Origin of the sequence: Arthrobacter sp. CAU 1506 (assembly GCF_005047635.1) — a bacterium.
Classification (GTDB): domain Bacteria; phylum Actinomycetota; class Actinomycetes; order Actinomycetales; family Micrococcaceae; genus Crystallibacter.
On sequence record NZ_SUKC01000013.1, the window covers coordinates 83,960 to 107,744 of the forward strand.

19 protein-coding genes are annotated in these 23,785 nt (G+C 65.8%); 10 read left to right on the forward strand and 9 right to left on the reverse strand.

What is annotated here, in order from left to right; genetic code table 11:
• From E4J89_RS14665 to E4J89_RS14680, 4 genes are all read right to left on the reverse strand, one after another.
• Positions 1 to 1,242: M24 family metallopeptidase (locus E4J89_RS14665; RefSeq protein ID WP_136786924.1), on the reverse strand; the 1,242-nt coding region annotated here is incomplete at its 3' end.
• Between the two features lie 179 nt (positions 1,243 to 1,421).
• Positions 1,422 to 2,234, reverse strand: a complete 813-nt coding sequence (locus E4J89_RS14670; RefSeq protein ID WP_136786895.1) for a creatininase — start codon at positions 2,232 to 2,234, stop codon at positions 1,422 to 1,424.
• 75 nt (positions 2,235 to 2,309) lie between these two features.
• On the reverse strand, positions 2,310 to 4,076 hold the full coding sequence (locus E4J89_RS14675) for a BCCT family transporter (RefSeq protein WP_136786896.1): 1,767 nt from the start codon (positions 4,074 to 4,076) through the stop codon (positions 2,310 to 2,312).
• A 188-nt stretch (positions 4,077 to 4,264) separates the two neighbouring features.
• Positions 4,265 to 4,933 carry a GntR family transcriptional regulator gene (locus E4J89_RS14680; protein WP_136786897.1) on the reverse strand — a complete coding sequence of 223 codons (669 nt, stop codon included), beginning with the start codon at positions 4,931 to 4,933 and terminating at the stop codon, positions 4,265 to 4,267.
• 170 nt (positions 4,934 to 5,103) lie between these two features.
• On the opposite strand from E4J89_RS14680, the gene glyA reads away from it, so the two are divergent.
• From glyA to E4J89_RS14725, 9 genes are all read left to right on the forward strand, one after another.
• Positions 5,104 to 6,399 carry a serine hydroxymethyltransferase gene (glyA, locus tag E4J89_RS14685; RefSeq protein WP_136786898.1) on the forward strand — a complete coding sequence of 432 codons (1,296 nt, stop codon included), beginning with the start codon at positions 5,104 to 5,106 and terminating at the stop codon, positions 6,397 to 6,399.
• Positions 6,399 to 7,616: a sarcosine oxidase subunit beta family protein gene (locus tag E4J89_RS14690; RefSeq protein WP_136786899.1), complete on the forward strand. Its 1,218-nt coding sequence runs from the start codon at positions 6,399 to 6,401 to the stop codon at positions 7,614 to 7,616. The genes glyA and E4J89_RS14690 overlap by 1 nt, the downstream gene beginning before the upstream one ends.
• Before the next feature lie 14 nt (positions 7,617 to 7,630).
• Positions 7,631 to 8,002, forward strand: a complete 372-nt coding sequence (locus E4J89_RS14695) for a sarcosine oxidase subunit delta (protein WP_136786900.1) — start codon at positions 7,631 to 7,633, stop codon at positions 8,000 to 8,002.
• Positions 7,999 to 10,950, forward strand: coding sequence for a sarcosine oxidase subunit alpha family protein (locus tag E4J89_RS14700; RefSeq protein ID WP_136786901.1), 2,952 nt, complete (start codon positions 7,999 to 8,001; stop codon positions 10,948 to 10,950). Before E4J89_RS14695 ends, E4J89_RS14700 begins: the two co-directional genes overlap by 4 nt.
• A gap of 7 nt (positions 10,951 to 10,957) precedes the next feature.
• Positions 10,958 to 11,602, forward strand: coding sequence for a sarcosine oxidase subunit gamma family protein (gene soxG / locus E4J89_RS14705; RefSeq protein ID WP_136786925.1), 645 nt, complete (start codon positions 10,958 to 10,960; stop codon positions 11,600 to 11,602).
• Between the two features lies 1 nt (position 11,603).
• The gene (locus tag E4J89_RS14710; protein ID WP_136786902.1) at positions 11,604 to 13,088 is read left to right on the forward strand and encodes an L-serine ammonia-lyase; all 1,485 of its coding nucleotides are present in this window, start codon (positions 11,604 to 11,606) and stop codon (positions 13,086 to 13,088) included.
• Between the two features lie 17 nt (positions 13,089 to 13,105).
• On the forward strand, positions 13,106 to 13,969 hold the full coding sequence (purU, locus tag E4J89_RS14715; protein ID WP_240691908.1) for a formyltetrahydrofolate deformylase: 864 nt from the start codon (positions 13,106 to 13,108) through the stop codon (positions 13,967 to 13,969).
• Positions 13,970 to 14,385: 416 nt separating this feature from the next.
• Positions 14,386 to 15,030: a TetR family transcriptional regulator gene (locus E4J89_RS14720; protein ID WP_240691909.1), complete on the forward strand. Its 645-nt coding sequence runs from the start codon at positions 14,386 to 14,388 to the stop codon at positions 15,028 to 15,030.
• Positions 15,027 to 16,700, forward strand: coding sequence for an MDR family MFS transporter (locus E4J89_RS14725; protein WP_136786905.1), 1,674 nt, complete (start codon positions 15,027 to 15,029; stop codon positions 16,698 to 16,700). The genes E4J89_RS14720 and E4J89_RS14725 overlap by 4 nt, the downstream gene beginning before the upstream one ends.
• Positions 16,701 to 16,817: 117 nt before the next feature.
• Here the strand turns inward: E4J89_RS14725 and E4J89_RS14730 are convergent, their stop codons facing one another.
• The 5 genes from E4J89_RS14730 to E4J89_RS14750 form a co-directional block, all read right to left on the reverse strand.
• Positions 16,818 to 17,921: a matrixin family metalloprotease gene (locus tag E4J89_RS14730; protein WP_136786906.1), complete on the reverse strand. Its 1,104-nt coding sequence runs from the start codon at positions 17,919 to 17,921 to the stop codon at positions 16,818 to 16,820.
• 129 nt (positions 17,922 to 18,050) lie between these two features.
• Positions 18,051 to 19,154, reverse strand: coding sequence for a VIT1/CCC1 family protein (locus E4J89_RS14735; RefSeq protein WP_240691914.1), 1,104 nt, complete (start codon positions 19,152 to 19,154; stop codon positions 18,051 to 18,053).
• 306 nt (positions 19,155 to 19,460) lie between these two features.
• Entirely contained in the window at positions 19,461 to 20,624 is a 1,164-nt protein-coding gene (locus E4J89_RS14740; RefSeq protein WP_136786908.1) for a cation:proton antiporter, read from the reverse strand.
• Between the two features lie 12 nt (positions 20,625 to 20,636).
• Positions 20,637 to 21,128, reverse strand: a complete 492-nt coding sequence (locus tag E4J89_RS14745) for a cation:proton antiporter regulatory subunit (protein ID WP_136786909.1) — start codon at positions 21,126 to 21,128, stop codon at positions 20,637 to 20,639.
• 215 nt (positions 21,129 to 21,343) lie between these two features.
• Positions 21,344 to 22,864: a sodium:solute symporter gene (locus E4J89_RS14750; protein ID WP_136786910.1), complete on the reverse strand. Its 1,521-nt coding sequence runs from the start codon at positions 22,862 to 22,864 to the stop codon at positions 21,344 to 21,346.
• A gap of 191 nt (positions 22,865 to 23,055) precedes the next feature.
• On the opposite strand from E4J89_RS14750, the gene E4J89_RS14755 reads away from it, so the two are divergent.
• Positions 23,056 to 23,631, forward strand: a complete 576-nt coding sequence (locus tag E4J89_RS14755) for a helix-turn-helix domain-containing protein (protein ID WP_136786911.1) — start codon at positions 23,056 to 23,058, stop codon at positions 23,629 to 23,631.
• Positions 23,632 to 23,785 lie beyond the last annotated feature (154 nt).

Genomic DNA, 23,785 nt, shown 5'->3' on the forward strand with positions numbered 1-23,785 from the left:
GATGTTGTGTTCCGGGCCGAAGCCGAATTTGGTGATGTTTTCGACGGTGTTTTCGCCGATGACGAGGATGTCGTGTTCGCGGTAGCCGCCGGCGCCGGGTTCGCCGTCGGCAACGGTGATCATCGGTTCCATGGAGACGACCATGCCCGGTTCCAGCACGGTATCGATGTCCTCGCGCAGCTCCAGGCCGGCTTCCCGTCCGTAGTAGTGCGACAGGACGCCGAAAGAGTGGCCGTACCCGAAGGTGCGGTTCGGCAGCAGCCCGTGGCCGATGTAGATTTCGTTCAACTCCGCGGCGATGTCCTTGCAGACCGCGCCGGGCTTGATCAGTTCCAGCCCCCGGCGGTGCACCTCCACGTTCACGTTCCACAGTTCGAGGGAGCGCTCATCCGGCTCGCCCAGGAACAGGGTCCGTTCCAGCGCGGTGTAGTAGCCGGAGGTCATCGGGAAGCAGTTCAGGGACAGGATGTCCCCGCGCTGCAGTTTGCGGGTGGTGGCCCAATTGTGCGCTCCGTCGGTGTTGATGCCGGACTGGAACCAGACCCAGGTGTCGCGGACCTCGCGGTGCGGGAAGGTACGGGCGATCTCATGCACCATGGCTTCGGTGCCGATCAGCGCCACTTCGTACTCGCTGATACCTTCGCGGATGGCCGCCTTGATGGCTTCGCCGCCCAGGTCGCCGATCCGGGCGCCGTGCTTGATCACCTCGATCTCCTCGGCCGACTTGATCATCCGCTGGCGCATGGCGTCTTGGGAGACGTCTAGCAGTTCGGCGCCCTCGAAGGCGGCCTGGATGCGCTGGCGGGTCATCAGCGGCAGCGCGTCGTCTTCCACGCCGAGGCGGCGGGCGCTGACGCCGCGTTGGCGCAGGGCTTCCTGCAGGCCGAAGTAGAAGTTATCCCGACGCCAGTCGGTGTAGACGATGTTCTCGCCGTAGCTGGTGCGCCAGGGCATGCCGGCGTCGATGTTCGCGGTGACGGTGACCGAGTCGTCCGCGGTGACAACCAGGGCATAGTTGCGGCCGAACGTGGTGTACAGGAAGTCCGAGTAGTACTTGATGCCGTGGTAGCTGGTCAGGATGACGGCGTCGAGCTCCTTGGCGGCCATGATGGCGCGCAGCCCGGTCAGGCGGCGTTCGAACTCTGCATCGGAGAAGGTCAATTGCTGCTTTTCTCCGTTGTGCAGGACCTTCAGACGCTCGAGTTCGGACACTGAGTTCGGGGTGGAAGCTGCGATGGACATAATGTCTCCTTCTGGGACGGGGCAAGGCCTGGAAGAAACTGGGCCCTCCGTACGGGCTGCACTGGCTCGCGATGACGGAGGACCGGAAAAGCAATGTTGCAGTGAGTGCAACGCTGTTGCATTCACTATCTCGTGTGACGCGGCCCACGTCAAGGGCCGGTCAAGGCGCGGGCTGCCGTTTAACGCTTCAGCCTGAGCTCTCGGGCGATGTCCTGGGCGAGTGTGTCCACGACCTGGTCGAAGAGGAGCTTGCCTTTGTCTGCGTCGGAGCCGGCGGGGGAGGACAGGCACCCGGTTGCGGGGGTCCGCGACGGGACCACCGGTAGGCGGTCGAACTTCGGCAGGGCGGCGGGTGGATGGTCTACGCTTCGGTCCATATCCACCAACCCCGGTTGCAAGTGGAGCATCAGCGAGGTTTCCAACACCCCGCCGTGCTCGATCTCCCAGCCCGGAAATCCCTCCGGGTAGACCGTTTCCAATGTTTCGCTCGCAACATAGTCCCAGTAGGACAACAGGAGAACGCTTCGGTCATCCCCGGAACTGATGCCCAGGTCGTTCAATGCGAGATCGATCCCTTCGTACAGGAACTGATAGTTCTCGAAGTGGCCGTTAATGAAGACGACGTGGCGTGCCCCTTGCGTGAAGAGCGAGGTGGTTAGGCATCGGGTCAGACCGATCAGCGTGGCGGCGTCAAGGCTTGTGGTGCCAGGCAGATGGTTTCCGCCCCCGGACTTTTGCTGTGACTTGTAGCCGTACGTGACGGGTTGTGCGACCAGTGCGCCGGTTGTTTCCGCAACGGCGGCAGCGATAGACGTCGACAGGAGCGCGTCCGTGCCCAAAGGCACATGGGGTCCATGCTGCTCCATCGCTCCGACGGGGACAAGGACTACGCCATTGGTGCCGGCATCGAGCCATGCCGCAAAGGTGTGAGCGTCGATTTCGGACAAGTGGACGCTGGGCGGATTTATGGCCGCCCGTGGCTGAGAGTTCATTTCAAGCCTCCCTAGGGGTGTGTGCGAACGAGGCGCGGCCTTGGGGGCCGCGCCTCGTCATGAACGTCGGCGGTGCTAGTCGATCTGCCGCGTGGGTAGGCCATCCGCGTCGACGAAGTCGTCTTCGACGCGATGGTTCGGGTCGTTAATGTCTTTCTCCAGGCGTTTCACTTCTTTATTCCGAAGTCTCAGCCGCCGGATGAGGTTGGCGATCATGAGGAGGATGACGAAGGCGAAGGGGAAGCCGCCGATGATCGTGCCGGTTTGGACTGTGTCGACGACGGCGGTGCCACCAAGGGACAGCAAGATCAGCGCCACCGAGGCGATGCTGGCGACCAAAACCACCCGGAACCAGGGTCCTGACTTTTTCGGTGCCGAAACGAACTCCGCCAGAGCATAGGCTCCGGAATCGAGGCTGGTGATGTAGTAGGTCGCTACCAGAATGGTGGCGACCACCAGGAGAAGGCCGCCGATGAAAGGCACCCCGTTGAGCATGGAGAACAAGCCACTGGAGGTGTCCGCGGCGACGTCGGCCGAAATGGAGCCTTCGGACTCGTTGTCATAGTGGATCGCCGCCGAGCCGAGAATGCCGACCCAGACCATCACGATGAGTGAGGGGATGACGGTGACGCCGATGACAAATTCGCGAATCGTGCGGCCCCGGGAAATACGGGCGATGAATCCCGCGACGAACGGCGAGAAGGCGATGACCCAGCACCAGATAAAGACCGTCCACCAACCGTTCCAGCTGTCCTGCCAAGAGTCCAAGGGGGCGGCCGAAGTCGGCGCATCAGTCCAGAAGCTCATCGGCAGGAAGTTGTAGAAGAACGAACCGAAGGTCTGGGACATGTTCGAGATGATGAACACGGTGGGGCCGAAGACGAAGACGCCGACCATCAGCACAATGCTCAGGATGGAGTTGGTTTCGCTGATGCGTTTCATGCCCTTGTTGACGCCGAGGAAAGCCGAGACCGCGGTCAGGCCGCCCAGCGCGACGATGACGGCGATCCACAGACCCGGTCCGGAGGTCAGCCCCGTGAAGGACGCCAGCCCCGAGGTGAACTGAAGGGCTGCGAACCCGAAAGAGGTTGCCAAGCCGAGCACGGTGGCCATGATGGCGAGCAGCTCAACGACTACCCCGGCGCTGCGCTGCGCCTTCTTGGGCAGAATGTCCACCGTCGCCTCACGGAAGGTCAGCGTCTTGCCAAGGTTGTGATGCGAGTAAGCGAGGCAGACGGCGACGACGCAATACATGGCCCAGGCGGTGAGCCCCCAGTGGAAGTACGTCCAGACCATGCCGCCTTCGCCGCCCGCGGCAGGAACAACAGGGCTTTCTTCGCGCATCATGATCGGCTGGGCCACAGACCAGAAGATGAGCCCGATGCCCTGGCCGCAGGCAAAGAGCATGGAGTACCACGCGAAATTGCTGTGCTCCGGCTTGGCCTTCGGGCCGCCGAGCCGGATCTTGCCGACGCGGCTGACGGATAGCCATACACAGACAGCCACGGCGATGAGTGAATAAAGGATGAAGAGCCAGGTGAATCCGGAAGTGACAAAGGTTCGAAGCTGGTTGATCACCTCGGCCGCCCCACTCGGATTCACCGTGACAGCGATAATCAGGGCGAGGATCAGCACGGGCGGCAGGATTTTGATGATCGCCCGGTCCAGCGGTGGGATCAGCCGCCCTCGGAAGCGGGGGAGTTCGACCTTGCGCGTCTTATGTTGTTGGTTTCCGTCGGGGGTGTTGGCCTCGGCTCGGTCGGAGGTGACGACTTCGCTGTCTTCACCGGTTGTGCGAGGAGGAGTGGCGCTATTGGATTTCTCTTGCTCATGAACGGACATGCCAGCGTCTCTTTCAGTGTGCGACCCAGGGTGGTCGGCTGAGATGGGCTCTAACAGGTTCTAGCGGGTGAGGTGCACTGTGCCGACGGTCCTGTTGCACTGACGGCAACACAGTTGCAGCAAAGCATACAGTGATAGCCGTCACAGTCAATAAGAATGTTTCAGCACGGCCAAGGGCGTGCGGTCGCCTACAAGACGGTGCGGATAGTCTTTTCAAAGCTGGTGATGTGTTCCAAGGCGAGCCCGGCAGCGCGGCCTGCATCACCGTCGACGATTGAGTCCAGCAGTTGCACGTGCTCGGTGATGTGCCCGGTGACGGAGGGTACCTTGTCCAGCACCAGGCACCAGATCCGCGTGGCCAGGTTGTCCAGTCGGATCAGCGTGTCTTCCAGGTGCGGGTTGCCGGCGGCGCGGTAGATGGCCCGGTGCACGCTGAGGTCGTAGCGCATCAAGTCGTGCTTCCCCGGCCGGTCGTCGCCGAGCTTCTCGATATCCCGGGCCAGCTGCGAGAGTTCCGCGCGCATTTCTTCGCCGGCAGACTCCGCGGCCTTGCGGGCGGCGAGGGGTTCCAAAACGCGGCGCAGTTCGGACACCGCCGCCAGTTCGGTGATGTCCACGATCGTGGCGAAGGTGCCGCGGCGCGGATAGGAGATGACCAGGTGGTCGATCTCCAGTTTCTTCAGGGCTTCACGCACCGGAGTGCGGCCGAAGCCGAGCTGTGCCGCCAACTGCCCGTCGTTGATCGGAGCGCCGGGACGGATGTCCAGCATGATCAGCTTGTCCCGCAGGGCCCGGTAGGCCTGTTCCGCCAACGACAGGGACTCTGTGCCGGCATCGGTTTCGGCGGTGATGCTCATGGTTCTCCTTGCTGGGTTGGTTGGCGGTTGCGGTGCAGCCACTGCGGATTCTGACGGGGTGAAGCAAAGGTCTTGACGCTGTGTGATCCCCATCATACTATTGCAACCAGTTCTGATATATCAGTCACACATTAGTAGTGATTGTTCAGTTTCTTCAAAGGAGTTATCGGATGGTGAACACCCTTTCCGCCACCTTGGCAGCCGCGGACCCCGAGGTCGCCGCAGCCATTGGCCGCGAGCTGGAGCGCCAGCAGTCCACCCTGGAAATGATCGCGTCGGAGAACTTCGCGCCCCAGGCAGTGATGGAAGCCCAAGGATCGGTGCTGACCAACAAGTACGCCGAGGGCTACCCGGGACGTCGCTACTACGGCGGCTGCGAGCACGTTGACGTCATCGAGCAGTTGGCCATCGACCGGGTGAAGGAACTCTTCGGCGCCGAGGCGGCCAACGTCCAGCCGCATTCCGGTGCCCAGGCCAACGCGGCGGCGATGTTCGCCTTGCTGACCCCCGGCGACACCATCCTGGGCCTGGACCTGGCGCACGGCGGCCACCTGACCCACGGGATGAAGATCAACTTTTCCGGCAAGCTCTACAACGTGGTCTCCTACGGAGTGTCCGAGGCCGACCACCAGATCGACATGGCGGAGGTGGAGCGGCTCGCCGTCGAGCACGAACCGAAGCTGATCGTGGCCGGCTGGTCCGCCTACACCCGGCAGCTGGATTTCGCCGCCTTCCGCCGCATCGCGGACAAGGTCGGCGCCTACCTGATGGTGGACATGGCGCACTTCGCCGGACTCGTCGCCGCCGGACTGCACTCGAACCCGGTGCCCTACGCCGACGTCGTCACCACCACCACGCACAAGACGCTGGGCGGCCCGCGCGGGGGAGTCATCCTCTCGAAGCAGGAACTGGCCAAGAAGATCAATTCGGCGGTGTTCCCCGGCCAGCAGGGCGGCCCGCTGGAGCACGTTGTGGCGGCCAAGGCCGTGGCCTTCAAGTTCGCCGCCTCCGACGAGTTCGCCGACCGGCAGCGCCGCACGCTGGAGGGATCGCAACTGCTGGCCCAGCGTCTGCTGGACGACGACGTCGCCGCCGCCGGTATCAGCCTGGTCAGTGGCGGCACCGACGTCCACCTGGTTCTGGTGGACCTGCGGCACTCGGAACTGGACGGCCAGCAGGCCGAGGACCGGCTGCACTCCATCGGCATCACGGTAAACCGCAACGCCGTGCCCTTCGACCCGCGCCCGCCGATGGTTTCGTCGGGCCTCCGGATTGGCACCCCGGCACTGGCCACCCGCGGCTTCGGTGCCGCCGAATTCACCGAGGTGGCCGACATCATCGCCACCGCGCTGAGCCGCGAACCCAGCGCGGACCTGCTGGCTGACCTGCGCAGCCGCGTCACCGTGCTGGCGGAAAAATTCCCGCTGTACCCCACCCTCAACGCCGAGCCGAACGGAGCCGCATAATGGCCGATCTGCTGCCCGAGCATCCGGAATTCCTGTGGCGGAATCCGGAGCCGAAATCCTCCTACGACGCCGTCATTGTTGGCGGTGGTGGCCACGGCCTGGCCACCGCCTACTTCCTGGCCAAGAACCACGGCATGACCAACATCGCCATCCTGGAACGCGGCTGGCTGGCCGGCGGCAACATGGCCCGCAACACCACGATCATCCGCTCCAACTATCTGTGGGATGAGTCGGCCGCCATCTACGAGCATTCGCTGAAGCTCTGGGAGCAGTTGCCGGAAGAACTCGAGTACGACTTCCTGTTCAGCCAGCGCGGAGTGCTCAACCTGGCGCACACGCTGGGCGATGTCCGCGAATCCGTCCGCCGGGTGGAGGCCAACAAGCTCAACGGCGTGGACGCCGAATGGCTGACCCCCGAGCAGGTCAAAGAGGTCTGCCCGATCGTCAACATCGGCGACAACATCCGCTACCCGGTGATGGGCGCCACCTACCAGCCCCGCGCCGGCATCGCCAAGCACGACCATGTGGCCTGGGCCTTCGCCCGTAAGTGCGACGAGATGGGCGTGGACATCATCCAGAACTGCGAGGTCACCGGCTTCCTGAAGGACGGCGACCGCGTGACGGGCGTCGAAACCACGCGCGGCCGCATCCTGACCGACAAGGTGGGACTGGCCGCCGCCGGGCACAGCTCGGTGCTGGCGGAACTGGCCGGTTTCCGGCTGCCGATCCAGTCACACCCGCTGCAGGCCCTGGTCTCCGAGCTGTTCGAACCGGTGCACCCCACCGTGGTGATGTCCAACCATGTCCACGTCTACGTCTCGCAGGCCCACAAGGGCGAACTGGTGATGGGCGCGGGCATCGACAGCTACAACGGGTACGGCCAGCGCGGCGCGTTCCACGTCATCGAGGAGCAGATGGCCGCCGCCGTCGAACTGTTCCCGATCTTTGCCCGCGCACACCTGCTGCGCACCTGGGGCGGCATCGTGGACACCACCCTGGATGCCTCGCCGATCATCGGCCCGACACCGGTGGACGGCATGTTCGTCAACTGCGGCTGGGGCACCGGCGGCTTCAAGGGAACCCCGGGCGCCGGCTACACCTTCGCCCACACCATCGCCACCGGAGAAGCACATCCGCTGAACGCACCGTTCGCACTGGAACGCTTCGAAACCGGCCACCTGATCGACGAGCACGGCGCCGCTGCCGTGGCCCACTAGGAAGGACTTCCTCGATGATCCTGATCGAATGCCCCTACTGCGGGCCACGCGACGAAACCGAATACCACTATGGCGGCCAGGCACACGTGGCCTACCCCGCCGACCCGCACGCGCTGAGCGACCGGGAATGGGCCCAGTACCTGTTCTACCGGGAGAACCGGAAGGGCCTCTTCGCCGAGCGGTGGTCCCACTCCGGCGGCTGCCGGCGCTGGTTCAACGCCGTCCGGGACACCGTCAGCTACGAGATCAAGGCCGTCTACAAGGCCGGCGAACCGCAGCCTGACCTGGCCGCGCTCGCCAACCCGGCAGCGGCCGCCCCTGCAAACGCAACCGCACCGGCAACCGCAACCGCACCGTCAACCGCATCGGAAGGAGCCGCGAAGTGAGCAGCACCCAGACCCATCGCCTGGCCGACGGCGGCCGCGTGGACCGCAGCGCCGAACTGAGCTTCACGGTGGACGGCACTGCCTACACCGGCTACCGCGGCGACACCGTGGCCAGCGCGCTGCTGGCCAACGGTGTAATCCGGTGCGGGAACTCCATGTACCTGGACCGTCCGCGCGGCATCATGAGCGCTGGCGTGGAAGAGGCCAACGCGCTGATCCATGTCTACGCCTCCGGACCGGCCAACCCGGTGGACGAGTCCATGCTCACCGCCACCACCGTGGAACTGCGGGACGGACTGCAGGCCCGCTACCTGTCCGGGCTGGGCACGCTGGATCCGCGCGACGACACCGCCCGCTACGACAAGAAGTACGTGCACGCCGACGTGGTGATCGTGGGCTCCGGTCCGGCCGGCCTGGCGGCAGCCCGCGAGGCCGTGCGCGGCGGCGGCCGGGTGATCCTGATCGAGCAGGACACCGAATTCGGCGGCTCACTGCTGTCGGCATCAGGCCAGCTGATCGAGGGCAAGCCTGCCGCCGAGTGGACCGCTGAGGTGCTGGCCGAACTCGAGGCTGCCGAAGAGTGCACGCTGCTGCGCCGCACCGTGGCCTTCGGCAGCTACGACTCCAACTACCTGCTGGCCAGCCAGCGCCGCACCGACCACCTGAGCGACGCTCCGGAAGGTGTCTCGCGCAGCCGGCTCTGGCACATCCGGGCGCAGCAGATTGTGCTCGCACCGGGTGCACTGGAGCGGCCGGTCACCTTCGCCAACAACGACCGGCCCGGCATCATGCTGGCCGGCGCTGTGCGCAGCTACGTCAACCGCTTCGCCGTGGCCCCGGGCCGCGCGCCGGTCTTCTTCACCACCAACGACAGCGTGTATGACGCGGTGGAGGACCTGCGGGCCGCGGGCCTTGCGGTCGCCGCGGTGGTGGACGCCCGCGCCGGGCTGTCCGCCAAGGCAGCGGCGGCCCGCGAAGCCGGCGTCGAGGTCATCGCCGGTTCCGCCGTGGTGGACACGGAGGGCGCCGGTGACGGCGGCCGGATCTCTGCCGTCACGGTCAGCTCGATTGACGACGGCGGTGCCCCGGTCGGTGCTACCCGCCGGATCGAGTGCGATCTTCTGGCTGTTTCCGGCGGCTGGACTCCGACCATCCACCTGCACAGCCAGCGCCAGGGCAAGTCCCGTTGGGACGAAAACCTTGCCGCGTTTGTCCCGGTCGCTCCGGTGGCGGGCCAGCAGGTGGCCGGTGCGCTGAACGGCACTTTCGATACCGCACACTGCGTACTGGAAGGTTCGGCCGCCGGCCGTGCGGCAGCACAGGCCGCCGGCTTCCCGGCAGCCGGGACGCAGGCGAGGCATCACACGGAGCCGGGCGCCGCCGTCGTTCCTTCCGCGGAAGACCGGAAGGCGGCAGCGGGCGAATTCCGCCAGCTGTGGCTGGTGCCCGCTGTGGATCAGGATGGTGCCGAACCGGACTGGCACAGCCATTTCGTGGACCTACACCGGGATCAGACCGTGGCCGACGTGCTGCGGGCCACCGGCGCCGGCATGCGCAGCGTGGAGCACGTCAAGCGCTACACCTCCATCTCCACCGGCGACGAACAGGGCAAGACCTCGGGCGTGAACGTGATCGGCGTGATCGGGCATGCGCTGAAGAGCGGAGACATCGGCTCGATCGGCACCACCACCTACCGCGCGCCCTACACCCCGGTGGCCTTCGCTGCGCTCGCCGGCCGCAAGCGCGGCGAACTGTTCGACCCCGCGCGGCTGACCCCGATGCACGAGTGGCATCTGGCCAGCGGGGCCGAGTTCGAAGACGTAGGCCAGTGGAAGCGGCCCTGGTTCTTTCCGAAGGCCGGCGAGGACATGGAGACCGCCGTGCTGCGCGAATGCGCCGCCGTGCGCTCCTCGGTGGGCTTCATGGACGCCACCACGCTGGGCAAGATCGAGGTCCGTGGCAAGGACGCAGCCGAATTCCTGAACCGGATCTACACCAACGGCTACACCAAGCTGAAGGTAGGCAAATGCCGCTACGGCGTGATGTGCACGCCAGACGGCATGATCTTCGACGACGGCACCGTGATGCGCCTGGCCGAAGACCGGTTCCTGCTGACCACCACCACCGGCGGGGCGGCCAAGGTTCTGGACTGGTTCGAAGAATGGCTGCAGACCGAGTGGCCGGAACTGGACGTGGTCTGCACCTCGGTCACCGAACAGTTCGCCACGGTGGCCGTGGTCGGGCCGAAGTCGCGGGCGGTAGTGGCCAAGCTGGCGCCGGAACTGGATGTCTCCAACGAGGCCTTCGCGTTCATGGACTTCCGCGACGTCACGCTGGCCAGCGGCATCCCCGCGCGGATCTGCCGGATCTCCTTCTCCGGTGAACTGGCCTTCGAAATCAACGTGGACGCCTGGTACGGCCGGGCGGTGTGGGAAGCGGTGGCCGAGGCCGGCGACGAGTTCGGCATCACCCCCTACGGAACCGAAACCATGCACGTGCTGCGGGCCGAAAAGGGCTTCATCATCGTGGGTCAGGACACCGACGGCACGGTGACCCCGCAGGACGCCGGGATGGAATGGATCGTCTCCAAGGCCAAGGACTTTGTGGGCAACCGTTCCTACACCCGGGCCGACAACGTGCGCACCGACCGCAAACAACTGGTCGGCGTGCTCCCGGTAGACCAAGACGTGCTGCTGCCTGAAGGGGCCCAGCTGGTCAAGCAGGGCACCCGGATCGCCCCGGCCGAGGCTCCGGTACCGATGGAGGGCCACGTAACCTCCAGCTACCGCAGCGCGGCACTGGGCCGCACCTTCGGCCTGGCCCTGATCAAGAACGGCCGCGACCGCATCGGCGAAACCCTGCTGGCCCCGCTGGACGGCAAGCTGGTGGAGGTCACCGTTGCAGACACCGTACTCTTCGACCCGGAAGGAAGCCGCCGAGATGGCTGAGCAACTGATGGAACAGTCCGAACACAAGTCGACACGGACCGGCGAGCCGGTCCACCTGCGGCGCAGCCCGCTGGCCCACCTGGCCGAAGCCATCCGTGGCGGCGAAGTGGCGGGGGAGCGCGGCGTGGCGCTGCGCGAAGTGCCGTTCCTGACCATGGTCGGCCTCCGCGCTGAGCCGGGCTCGGCTGCGGCCGCCGCCCTGGAAGCGGCCGCAGGAGCGCCGTTGCCCGGCAAGGTCGGCCAAGTCACCGGAGATCCGGACGGCACGGCGGTGCTCTGGCTGGGGCCGGACGAGTACCTGCTGGTCGCGCCGGACCGCTCGGCACTGGCCACGGACCTGGCTGCCGCGCTCGGCGGTGAGCCGGGCGCCGTCGTCGACCTCTCGGCCAACCGCACCACGCTGGAGCTGTCCGGCCCGTCGGCTCGACGGGTGCTGGAAAAGGGCTGCCATGCGGACCTGCATCCCCGGGCCTTCGGTCCCGGCACGGCGGTCAGCACGCAGCTGGCCACGGTGCCGGTGCTGCTCTGGCAGACCGCCGAGCGCCACGACGGCCCGGTCTACCGGATCATGCCGCGGGCATCGTTCGCCGACTTCACCGCCCGCTGGCTGCTGGACGCGATGACGGAGTTCGCTGCGCCAGAGGTTGATTGAGATGGCACTGAGCGCGCTGGACCTGTTCTCGATCGGCATCGGACCGTCGTCGTCGCACACCGTGGGTCCGATGCGGGCCGCCCGGCAGTTCGCCGAGTCGCTGGCCGACGACGGGCTGCTGGAGTCGGTGGCCCGGGTCAAGGCGGAGCTGTTCGGCTCGCTCGGTGCCACCGGCATCGGCCATGGGTCGGATAAAGCGGTGGTCTTGGGCCTGCAAGGCGAGGACCCGGAATCCGTGGACCCGGACGCTGCGAATGCCCAGGTGGAAGAAGCCGCCGCCGGCCGGAAGCTCCAGTTGGCCGGCACGCAGCCGGTGGAGTTCGACCGAGACACGGACGTGGTGCTGCACCGCCGCCGCTCGCTGCCGGCCCATCCGAATGGGATGACCTTCACCGCGTACGACGCCGATGGCTCGCCGCTGCGTGAATCCTCCTATTATTCGGTGGGCGGCGGGTTCGTGGTGCCGGCCGAGGAGGCCGAGCAAGCGGCCGAGGCGGCCGACACCAGCGAGGCGACGGATGCCACCGGTGCGACCGACGCGGACGCTTCCGCCGAAGCGGCCGGCGCCACCGTGCCTGGTGCTGCGGAGGGTCAAATCCCGTATCCGTTCACCAGCGGCGCCGAGCTGCTGGCTCGCTGCCGCGAGGCCGGGATGTCCATCGCCGGCGTGATGCTGGCCAACGAGCTCAGCTGGCGGAGCGAGCCCGAGCTTCGGGCCGCGCTGCTGCGGATCTGGGCCGTGATGCAGGAATGCGTCGAAAACGGCTGCACCCGCACCGAAGAGAGGCTGCCCGGCTCGCTGCTGGTCCGCCGTCGCGCTCCGGGACTGCGGCGGAGGCTGCGTGCCGCCGAGGCAGCCCGCGTCGCAGAGGGCACGCCGGACGCGGACCCGCTGTGGGCGATGGAATGGGTGAACCTGTACGCGCTGGCGGTCAACGAGGAGAACGCCTCGGGTGGCCGGATTGTCACCGCGCCCACCAATGGCGCGGCCGGGATCCTGCCCGCCGTCCTGCACTACTACACCCGGTTCGTGCCCGGCGCCGACGACGACGCAGTGGTGGACTTCCTGCTTACCGCGGCCGCAATCGGCATCCTGTTCAAGACCAACGCCTCGATTTCCGGGGCCGAGGTCGGCTGCCAGGGCGAGGTCGGTTCGGCCTGTTCGATGGCCGCGGGTGCACTCTGTGCAGTGCTGGGCGGGACTCCCGAACAGGTGGAGAATGCCGCAGAAGTAGGCATCGAGCACAACCTGGGCCTCACTTGCGATCCGGTGGGCGGGCTGGTGCAGATTCCGTGCATCGAACGTAACGCCATCGCCAGCGTGAAGGCCATCAATGCCGCGCGGCTGGCACTGGCCGGCGACGGCGACCATCGGGTATCGCTGGACATGGCGATCAAAACCATGCGCGATACCGGGGCGGACATGAAGGCCAAGTACAAGGAGACGTCCCGCGGCGGACTGGCCGTGAACGTCGTCGAATGCTGAACGAGAACAGGAACATCATGCCGAACCACAATGAGCACATCCTGACGCTTGACTGCCCCGAGCGGCTGGGCCTGGTGCATGCCGTCTCCGGCTTCCTGGTGGAGCACGGACAAACTATCCAAGAGCTCAATCAGTTCGACGACCGGCGGGCCGGGCACTTCTTCATGCGCACGGACTTCGCCGGACAGAGCGGCGCCGCAACATCCACCGACCAGTTGCGCGAAGCATTCGCGCCGCTCGCCGAGCAGTACGGGATGGCCTGGCAGCTGGAGCCGAAGGGCCGCAAGCGGCGGGTGCTGGTGATGGTGTCCAAGTTTGGGCACTGCCTGAACGATCTGCTGTTCCGCTCGCGGATGGGGGAGCTGCCGGTGGAAATCGTGGCCGTCGTCTCCAATCATCTGGACCACAAGGGGCTGGTGGAGTGGCACAACATTCCCTACCACCATGTGCCGGTCACACCGGAAACGAAACCTGCCGCCGAAGCCGAACTGCTGGAGCTGATCGAGGCGCACGATGTGGAGCTGGTAGTGCTGGCCCGCTACATGCAGGTGCTCAGCGACCACCTCAGCCGGGAACTGACGGGGCGTACCATCAACATCCACCATTCATTCCTGCCGAGCTTCAAGGGCGCCAAGCCCTACCACCAGGCCTATGAAAAGGGCGTCAAAACCGTTGGCGCCACCGCGCACTACGTCAACGCCGAGCTCGACGAGGGCCCGATCATCGCCCAGCAGACGGTGGAGGTGGACCATACGTTCGGTCCCGAGGATCTGGTGGCCGCCGGACGCGATACGGAGTGCAAGGCGTTGACGAATGCGGTCAAGTGGCACTGCGAGGGACGAGTGATTTTGCACGGGAACCGGACTGTGGTGTTGCGGTAGTCGGTTTGGCGGGGATGGATAATTTCCAACGCGCTTAGCGGTCAGGGCGGGCCCTTTCGTGTCGACTCCGTCGCCACGCAGGGACCCTGCCGCCCTGACCTTCCCCGCTCGTTCCTCGCACGGCGATGCGCGCTTATGGAAACTACCCATCCCTCCTGAAGCACGCGCGTTCCTCGGTGGGTGAGTCGCGCTTATGGAAACTACCCATCCCTTCTGACCAGCTGGCTCGCTTCGGGTTCAGCGATGCGCCCACCAGCCCTTTCCTCCGGCCGCACATTCGACTGGATGGTCAGCAAAACCGCTCGCGGTATCACTGATGCCGTAACTGGCGTTGGCGGGTGTGATGTTGGTCTAAGTTTTTGCAGGAGTGCAAGTTTGCACTTGTGAATGTATTTGGACGCTGGCACACTGGTTCGGTGAGTCAACTAAGTTCCCTGCGCGAGCGTAAGCGCGCTGAGTGCTGGGCCGCGCTGCATGAGGCCGCGGCCGAAGTTGCGCTGGAAGACGGCATTGAAAGCGTCACGGTTGACGGGGTCGCCGGCGCCGCGGGGGTTTCCCCACGCACATTCTTCAACTACTTCCCGTGCAAGGAAGACGCAGTGCTGGGCCTCCGGGAGCCGGTGCTGGACGATGCCATGCTGGAGGCATTCGACGTCCACGCGAACCTGCTGGATGAAGTCGGCAAACTGATGCTGGCGGTGACCCGGTCCATCCAAGGCGGCGACGACGCGATCCGCCACCAAATCCTGCACAAGTACCCGCACCTGCTGCACCGCCGCGTCCAGTACGTGGTCAAAGTGGAGCACCTGGTCACCACGGCGGTCTCCGAACTGCTCGCCGGTTCGGACCGGCTCGCGGACGCCGAGCGGATTCTGGCTGCGCACCCTGTTGGCGGGCAGTACACCGCCGAAGACACCGCCCGCCTGCTCGTGATGACGGCCGGCACGGCACTCCGCTTTGCCATGCAAAAAACCATGTCCCAACCCACCCTGGAATCGCAGACCGAGGCGCTCGAGCATAGCTTGGCCCTGCTGCGTGCAGTCCTGAAGGAATCCGAATGAAGAAAGAGAGCCTGCAGGCGCAACAGCGCCCCGCGGCATCCGCATCGTCCCAGCCGGGTCAGCATGGCCACAGCCATGGCAACCTGCTGCTGGTGTTCGTTGCGCTGATGATGGCCATGTTGCTGGCCGCCCTGAACCAGACCATCCTGGCAACCGCATTGCCCACCATTGTGGGTGAACTGAACGGTGCCAACCTGATGCTCTGGGTGATCACCGCTTACATTCTGGCCGCCACCATCATGATGCCCATCTACGGCAAGTTGGGTGACCAGATCGGGCGTAAGTATCTGCTGGTCGGCGCCATCATCGTGTTCTTGATCGGTTCGGTGATTGGTGCCCTGGCGCCCGACATGGGCTGGCTGATTGTGTCCCGCGTGGTGCAGGGCCTTGGCGGTGGCGGGTTGATGATCCTGTCGCAGGCCATTATCGCGGACGTGGTTCCGGCGCGGGAACGCGGCAAGTATATGGGTGCCATGGGTGGTGTCTTCGCGTTTTCCTCCGTGGTGGGCCCGCTGCTGGGCGGCTGGTTCACCGAGGGGCCGGGCTGGCGCTGGGCTTTCTGGTTCAACCTGCCAGTGGGCGCCTTGGCGCTGATTGGCGCGCTGTTCTTCCTGAAGTCGCGGCCGGTCACGGTGCGCCCGAAGCTGGATTTCTGGGGCATGCTGCTGATGGCGGCGGCCACTACCGGACTGGTCTTGGTGAGCAGTTGGGGCGGCAGCACCTACGCCTGGTCGGATCCGATGATCATCGGGCTGATCGCCGCAACGGTGCTGACCGCCGTCGGATTTGTCCTGGTGGAGCGGAAGACCGCCGAGCCCATCATCCCCATGTCCATGTTCCGCGACCGCAATTTCATCATGACCACCATTGCGGGCCTGTTTGTCTCCGTGGCCATGTTCGGCGCGCTCGGCTACATGCCCACTTACTTCCAGATGGCAACCGGGGTATCAGCGACCGCGGCCGGCCTGCTGATGATCCCGATGATGGCTGCGCTGCTGGCCTCGTCAATGATCTCCGGCGTCCTGGTGTCGAAAACCGGCCGCTACAAGTGGATGCCGGTGGTCGGCTCCGCCATCGTGGCGGTTGCCCTGCTGCTGATGAGCTTTGTGCACGCTGACACCGGTATCTGGGTGCTCTGCGTATATCTGGGCCTGCTCGGGCTCGGCTTGGGTCTGAACATGCAGATCCTGGTGCTGATCGTGCAGAACTCCTTCCCGCTGCGGCAGGTAGGAACGGCGACGGCGGCCAACAACTTCTTCCGCCAGATCGGCGCCACGCTCGGTTCGGCCGTCGTGGGCAGCCTCTTCGCCCACCGCCTGGTCGATCTCCTGACCGACCGGCTGCCGAGCGCAGCGGTCGCAGCCACCGGCGGCGGCAACTCGCTGACCCCGGACATGGTGGAGCACCTGCCGGCACCTGTGCATGACGTCATCGTCGCGTCCTACAACGAAGCCCTGATGCCGCTGTTCCTCTATATGGTCCCGCTGGCGCTGGCCGCCACCGTGCTCTGCCTGTTCGTGGTGGAAAAGCCGCTGGCCACCACGCTGGAACCCGATGTCATGCCAGAGGCAATTTCGGAGGGGAACGTGATGATCACCGCCGAGACCGAGGGCAACCATCCGGCGAACACGGACCTGCGCGGAGCCGAAGCCGAAGCCGGACGCCGCTAGCACCCGTCCTGAAGCGTGCCGCCGCTCCGGCGGCGGTGGCACGCACGGGCCGTTCTTCCCGGTGGATACGCCCGGGGCAGAGGCCCGCCGCCCGGCGGCGGTTCCTGCTCGGAATTCCTATAACTCGGGAACGCACTCGCCTTGGCCCAGCAACGAAAGGCCCGAGAGATCGCCGTCGGCAAATTCCAGGATGTCGTGCGAGGCCTGCGCATACATCAGCTGGTTGGGGTCATCGACGTGGTCCAGGCCGATCAGGTGGCCCAGCTCGTGCATGATGATGGCTCGGGCGGCATCCTTTCCCGCGGGCGCACCGAGCAGCTGGCGGAATTGCGGAGTGTCCAGTTCGATCTGGCCGGAAACGTATGCGGAAACCCCGCCCCGCGAGGCCCAGCCGCTGCCGCCTAGGCCGATGGTCGGGCCGGCCAGAGCGGGGCTATGGTCGGGATCGGACCAGGCAATCAACACCGGGGCCCAGCGCTCGCCGTAGCGGTCCGGTTGGTAGGACGGGCGCTTCTCGGTGGGCTGCTCAGTGGTGGTTCCTTCATAAATGAACTGCAGGCCGGTGGCATCGGAGACGCGCTGCACCGCTTGGTGCACCAGTTCCGTGCTGCCCGCGGGGGAGCCCACCGCGCGGACCACATAGCGGATAGGGCGGCACGGATCGTAGGCGATGTAGTCCTGTGCCGCGGTTGGCGAAGCAAGGAAGCGGTACGAATTGCTTTCCTCGTACAGCGGCGCAGGAACGCCCAGCGGCGCCTCCGCTATATCTACGCCCGACGGTGGAAACCCGCCGTGGCCCAAGCCCTCAGCCGTGGAACCGCCGTCGAACGGGACACTCTCAGCCGCACCGCTGGGTGGCACCGCCGCCGCGAACTTCGGTTGGGCCAGCCAAACGAACGCCCATGCCACAAGTCCCGCAACGGCAGCGAGCAGGACCAGCTTGCCGAGCGGCGACGGGCCGCCCCGCGGCTTCGCCTCCTGCCGCGCGGTCGACAGGTGCAGCGCCGGAGCCAGCGGGCGGACGGGCTGCTGCCACGGAACCGGGCCAGGCCGCGAGGTCGGATTGACCCAGGCATCCTGCTGCTCGGTGCCGGCATCCGGATTCGGGCCGCTGCCGGACTCGGCCAAGGCCCATTGCGGCACCCGACCGGTCCGGGATCTGGGCGTGGCCCGGCCAACGCCCGGCGCATCGCCCGGGCCGTCGGTCGGCGGCCAGCTCATGGTCCCCCTTGCCTGGCGGACAGCGGGAGCATCGTTGCCCCGCTTGCCCCACACTAACCAAGCCGTGAGACAAACGGTAGATGTCCGCCAGGTGGCCAACAGGTGAACTGGCCCGCCGGGGGAGGGGGATCAGGCTGCGCCGGTGCCGAACAACGATCCCAGTAAGTAGGTGGCCAGCGCCGCGCCGAAACCGATCGCCAGCTGCCGCAGGGCGCGCTTGAAGGGTGAAGCGCCGGAGAGGAGCCCCACAATTCCACCGGTCACCAGCAGCGCCAGGCCAACCAGAACCAGTGCAACCACGACGGCTGCGGTTCCCTGCAGACCGAAGATGTACGGCAGGATCGGGATCAGTGCACCCGAGGAGAAGAACAGGAAGCTGGACAGGGCGGCATTCCAGCCGGTGCCGATCTCCTGATAATCATTCGCGTAGGTTTCCGGCGGTTGCAGGGACAGGCTCGGATCGCAGTCGCAGTCCAGGTAGCCCATTCGTTCGGCGGCGCGATGCTCGGCTGCCTCCGCCGTCATCCCGCGAGCGCGGTACACCAACACCAGTTCGTTGGCGTTCAAGTCCAGATCGGGCGCCGCCTGCAGCGTGATCTGGGTGGGCCGGGTGGCCGAGAGCAATTCGCGCTGGGAACGGACAGATACGTATTCGCCGGCGCCCATGGACAGTGCGCCGGCCAGCAAGCCGGCGAAGCCGCTGAACAGGATGAACCCGCTCGAAACGCCGGTGGCTCCGATGCCCATGATCAGCGCCAGGTTGGAGACCAGGCCGTCGTTCGCGCCGAAGACCGCTGCGCGGAAGTTTCCGGACAGCCGTGCCCGGCCGCGGGTGGCCAAGCCACGGATGACCTCTTCGTGGATGAGTTCGTCGGCAGCCATGGCCTCGGTGGCTGCCGGCTCGGTCGCATAGGGGGAACGGCTTTCGGCCCGCTGTGCCAGGGCCAGCACGAATACTGAGCCGAAGCGGCGGGCCAGGAAGCGCAGCACGGTCCGGCGGAAGGACGGGCGGAGCCGTTGCTCGCCGTGGTCGCCCAGCAGGTCACGCCAGTGTTTTTCGTGCCGGCCTTCCGCCTCGGCCAGGGCCAGCAGGATCTCGCGCTCTTCGCCGTCGCGGCGCTGGGCCAGATCACGGTAGATGGCGGCTTCGGCGCGTTCGTCGGCCAAGTAGCGGCGCCACAGCCTGATATCGGATTTCGACGGCGGTGCTTGGCCGTCATGGTGGGGGTCCAGAGGGTGGTGGCCGGCTGGATCGGGGCTCGTTGTCACACTGCTCCTGAGTCGGACCGGAGACGGTTCAGTGATCTCCGGTCAGTTAACCATCAACTGACCGAAGGTCTCGCTCGCCTCTGCGCAGGATCAGGCTGTGCCTTTCCATGCGCCCAGGTGGACTGCCGGGCCGCTCATGCTGGCCAGTATGTCGACAGGCCTCCACGCCCGTGCGCGTTGCCGCGCGGCGGTGGAGCTACTCCCCTTCGCAACCCCCATTGTAGCTGGTCCGGGGAGGCGGCCGGTTCGTGGCGGCGACGCCGCGTGATCCTAGTGCGGGCTTTTCCTCCGGTCCTTGCCCGCCCAGACGTCGATGAATCGGGTGAGGACGGGGCCGGCGACGGCCAGGATCAACACATAGGCAGCGGCGATGGGACCGACTGCGGTGTATCCGGCCGACACCGCAAGTCCGGCGATGACTATGGAAAACTCGCCCCGGATGGTCAGGGCGCCCCCGGCCCGCAGCCGTCCGCGGAGCTGGACTTCCTCCTTCCCGGCCGCATACCAGCCGGTGCCGATCTTGGTGGCGGCGGTGGCCACCGCCAGCAGCAGCACCGCAGGCAGGACCGGCAGGACATCGCCCAAGCTGATCGACAGGCCGAAGGTCAGGAAGAAGAACGCCGCGAAGAGATCGCGCAAGGGGCTGAGGATCTGCCGGGCGCGGTCTGCGAAACTCTGCGGTATCGCGATGCCCACCAAGAACGAACCCACGGCAGCGCCGGCCCCCAATCCTTCGGCGATGCCGGCAACGACCAGCGCGATGCCGAGCAGGCGCAGCATCACCTGCTCGTCCTGCGGGTGGGAGAGCAGACGGCCCACTCGGTGCCCGGCCTTATGCGCCGCGGCCAGCACAAGGGCTACGGCGCCCAGCGCCAGGGCAACCCCGCCGGCTGCCTGCCATGCCCCGCCTCCGGCAAGGAAAACCACCAGCATCGGCAGGTACAGGGCCATCGCGATGTCCTCCAGTACCAGCACCGAGAGAACAGCCGGGGTCTCCCTGTTGCCCAGGCGTCCGAGGTCGTCGAGCAGCCTGGCGATGATGCCCGATGACGAAACCCAGGTGACTCCGGCCAGTGCCAATGCCGCCTGCCAAGACAGACCCAGTACCAGCCCGAGCAGGAATCCCGGGACGGCGTTCAAGAGGAAATCCACCAGGCCCGAGCTTCGGTGCCGCTGGAGGCTCTGGATTAATTCTGTCGCCGAGAATTCGAGCCCGAGCAGGAGCAGCAAAAGGATGACGCCGATTTCCGCGCCGGCCTCCACGAAGGGACCAGCCGCGTCCACTGGCAGCAGCCGGCCGTCGCCGAAGAGCAGCCCGGAGAGCAGATAGAACGGGATCGGCGACAGGCCGAGGCGGTGCGCCAAGAGCCCGAGCCCGGACAAGACTGCGAACAACACCCCCAGTTCGATGAGCAGAAGCGAGAGATGCGGCACGGCTGTGGATCGCTAGGCAGTGGGCGGTGGATTGATCAGTGCTTCAAGCGCGGACAATCCCTCTGCGCCGCCCACGGCGATGAGGACGTCGCCGGACAGCAGACGCTGCTGCGGTGTGGGCGCGGTGATCACGGCTTCCCCGCGGATGGCTGCCACGATGGAGCACCCGGTCAACGTCCGGGCCCGGGTATCGCCAAGGGGACGGTCCGCATAGGGGGAGTCCGGACCGACGGTGATGCGTTTGGTTTCCAGCCCCGGTATTTCCCTGGAAAGTTGGGCGAAACGCTGGGTGATCCTCGGAGCGCCCAGAAGTTCGGCGAGCTGTGACGCTTCTTCCGGTTCCAGCTGAATGCGGCATGCCGCCCGGTCCGGATCGTCCTCGTCAAACGTAAACAGATCCGCTCCGCCCTCACGGTCTATGACGAGCGCGAGCCTGGTTCCGGCCTTCGCGGTGAAGTCATATCGGATACCGACGCCCGGAAGGATGGTCTCCACGATGTCCACATCACGATAGTAGGCTTTCTGCGCGCCAACGCCATGGGCCGGCCGGGCAAACCGGCAGTCGAGCGGAGAAGAGCGGGGTGTGAAACGAACAAATCGCGGTCGTTGTCCGTCAGACAACAAGTGGGACACCTGCTTCGGCGCCGAGTACACCCGCGGCACGTGCCGCGGAGTCCTGCCTGGTTCCGGGGCACGGGGGAGTAGCGCGGCGGCCGCGGTCAGCGAGTGGTGACCTCGTCAGGTCCCTCGACCGGAAGTTCCTCATTCGCGTGTCCGGCCACCCGGCGGTCCCAGGCCAGCCGGACAGCAGCATCGGTGGGCCTCGAGAGCAACGACACCACAACGTAGACCACGGCGGAGGCAATCAGGCCGTAGTAGATGGGCTCGTTGGCGTAGACGCCTCCGTATTGTTCCTCGGCGTTGATTTCCAACACGATCATGGTGACCAGTGTCACCACGGTTCCGGCCGCCATTGACCACGCGGCGCCCAGTCCAGTGCCGCGCTTCCAGACCAGCCCGCCGAGGATTGCCACCAGCAGGCCGCCCACCAGGATGTCGTAGGCAATGGTGAGTGCGGCCACCACGTCCTGCACCACAATGGCCAACAGGATCGCGACGGCGCCCAGGCCGAAGACCCACCAGCGGTTGCCGGCCACGTCGTGTTCGGCGTTCTCGTGGTCGTAGTGGACATGCTTCCCGAACCAGGACGCCACGAAGGGCACAACGTCCGCCCGTGCCACGGTCGCGGCGGCAATCAGGCAACCAGACGCCGTCGACATCATCGCGGCCACGGCTGCAGCCAGCACGATGCCGCCGATGCCGATGGGAAGCAGGTTCATGGCTACATCGGCGTACACATCGTCCTCAATTTCGATGGCGGGAAGCGCCACGGAGGCGGCCATGCCGATCAGCGCGCCGGCAGCACCGTAGAGGATGCAGTAGACGCCGGCCGTTGCGCCGCCCCAGCGGGCAACCTTTGGGGTGCGGGCGGTGAAAACGCGCTGCCAGATGTCCTGTCCAATCAGCAAGCCCAGCGTGTAGACCACGAAGTAGGTGATGATGGTCTGCATGCCGATGCCGGTGAACGAGAAGAACTCGGCATCGACGCGCTCGCGGATGCCGTCCAGTCCGCCCGCGGCCGACAACGTGAACGGCAGCATCAGCAGGAAAACGCCGACAGTCTTGATGATGAACTGGGCCATGTCCGCCAGCGTGATGGACCACATGCCGCCCACCGTGGAGTAGATCAGCACAATGGCGCCGCCCACGGCGATGGACAACCAGCGCTCCCAGCCGAAGAGCACCACCATGATCGTGGCGTACGCGCCCGTGGAGGTGGCGCACAGCATCAGCGTGTAGGCCAGCATCACGATGCCGGATACCTTGGTGGCATGCACGCCGTAGCGCAGCGTGAGCATCTGGGCCACGGTGTAGATCTTCAGCTTTTGCAGGGTCGGGGCGAAAAGCAGGCTCAGCAGCAGCACGCCTGTGCCGATGGCAACCACCAGCCACATCCCGGAGATGCCCCACTTGTAGCCCAGGCCCACGCCTCCCACGGTGGAGGCCCCTCCGAGGACGACGGCGGCCATGGTTCCGGTATAGAGGAAGGGGCCGAGCCGCCGGCCGGCCACCAAGAAGTCGCTGGTGTTCTTCGTGCGGGACTTGCCCCACCAGCCGAAGAGCAACATGGCGGCCAGATAGGCCACCACAATCACGACGTTGACGATTTGACTGTCCATGGGGACTCCAAAGGGGGAAGAACGATTTTTCAGGCAGAAGAAATAAAGGAAATTGCCTCTCAGGCAACAAGTGTTGAGTGTTAAGCTATTTGTGGTCCGCGGCACACGTCAACTTGGGCCGACGAGGCTGCGGCCGGATCTGCTCTGCCGCCGCATGCACCAATTCAACTCTGGCCCGCGAAGGATGATTAGTGAAGGCACTGCCCGTCGAACCCAGCAACGACCCGGTAGCGATCGGGTCCCGGATCCGAGCGGCCCGCCAAGGGCAGCGCATGACCATCGAGCAGGTGGCGGACTCCACCGGGCTCACCAAGGGTTTCCTCAGTCGGGTTGAGCGCGACCTGACCTCGCCGTCGGTCGCATCGCTGGTCACCTTGTGCCAGGTGCTGTCCATCTCCATCGGTGACCTCTTTTCTATGCCTGAGACGCATCTTTCACGCGCGGGGCAAGGGCCGCGGATCAGCCTGGGCGGTGAAGGCATCAAGGAGGAACTGCTGACCGCCCGGCACGAGCGCCGGCTGCAGATCATCCGCGCGGTGATCGCGCCGCGCGGCCGTGGGGAAGCGGATCTTTACGCGGTGGACTGCGACGTGGACGTCCTCCACGTGATCGCCGGTCGTATTACCTTGCTGTTCACCTCCGAACGCTATGAACTTGCTGCCGGAGACACCCTCTCCTTTTCCGGCCGCGAGCCGCACACGTGGATCAACGAGACGGACGAAGAAGCCATCGTCACGTGGACCCTGGTTCCTGCCGCCGCCCGCTAACCACCGCCGCGACATAGCACCCCGCGGTCCGCATCTAGGCCAGCCCCGACCGCTGCCAAGGCCGGATACCTTGACTGTTATCGGCACCACAAATACCATTTCAGGCAACAGATGTTGCACATAAGGCAACCTTGCCTCGCGCCGGACGCCGCTG

Bases quoted from the DNA above. Each gene is read 5' to 3' on its own strand.
- E4J89_RS14670 (WP_136786895.1), bottom strand. From the start codon at position 2,234: ATGAACTCTCAGCCACGGGCGGCCATAAATCCGCCCAGCGTCCACTTG.
- E4J89_RS14675 (WP_136786896.1), bottom strand. From the start codon at position 4,076: ATGTCCGTTCATGAGCAAGAGAAATCCAATAGCGCCACTCCTCCTCGC.
- E4J89_RS14680 (WP_136786897.1), bottom strand. From the start codon at position 4,933: ATGAGCATCACCGCCGAAACCGATGCCGGCACAGAGTCCCTGTCGTTG.
- glyA (WP_136786898.1), top strand. From the start codon at position 5,104: ATGGTGAACACCCTTTCCGCCACCTTGGCAGCCGCGGACCCCGAGGTC.
- E4J89_RS14690 (WP_136786899.1), top strand. From the start codon at position 6,399: ATGGCCGATCTGCTGCCCGAGCATCCGGAATTCCTGTGGCGGAATCCG.
- E4J89_RS14695 (WP_136786900.1), top strand. From the start codon at position 7,631: ATGATCCTGATCGAATGCCCCTACTGCGGGCCACGCGACGAAACCGAA.
- soxG (WP_136786925.1), top strand. From the start codon at position 10,958: ATGGAACAGTCCGAACACAAGTCGACACGGACCGGCGAGCCGGTCCAC.
- E4J89_RS14710 (WP_136786902.1), top strand. From the start codon at position 11,604: ATGGCACTGAGCGCGCTGGACCTGTTCTCGATCGGCATCGGACCGTCG.
- purU (WP_240691908.1), top strand. From the start codon at position 13,106: ATGCCGAACCACAATGAGCACATCCTGACGCTTGACTGCCCCGAGCGG.
- E4J89_RS14725 (WP_136786905.1), top strand. From the start codon at position 15,027: ATGAAGAAAGAGAGCCTGCAGGCGCAACAGCGCCCCGCGGCATCCGCA.
- E4J89_RS14730 (WP_136786906.1), bottom strand. From the start codon at position 17,921: ATGAGCTGGCCGCCGACCGACGGCCCGGGCGATGCGCCGGGCGTTGGC.
- E4J89_RS14750 (WP_136786910.1), bottom strand. From the start codon at position 22,864: ATGGACAGTCAAATCGTCAACGTCGTGATTGTGGTGGCCTATCTGGCC.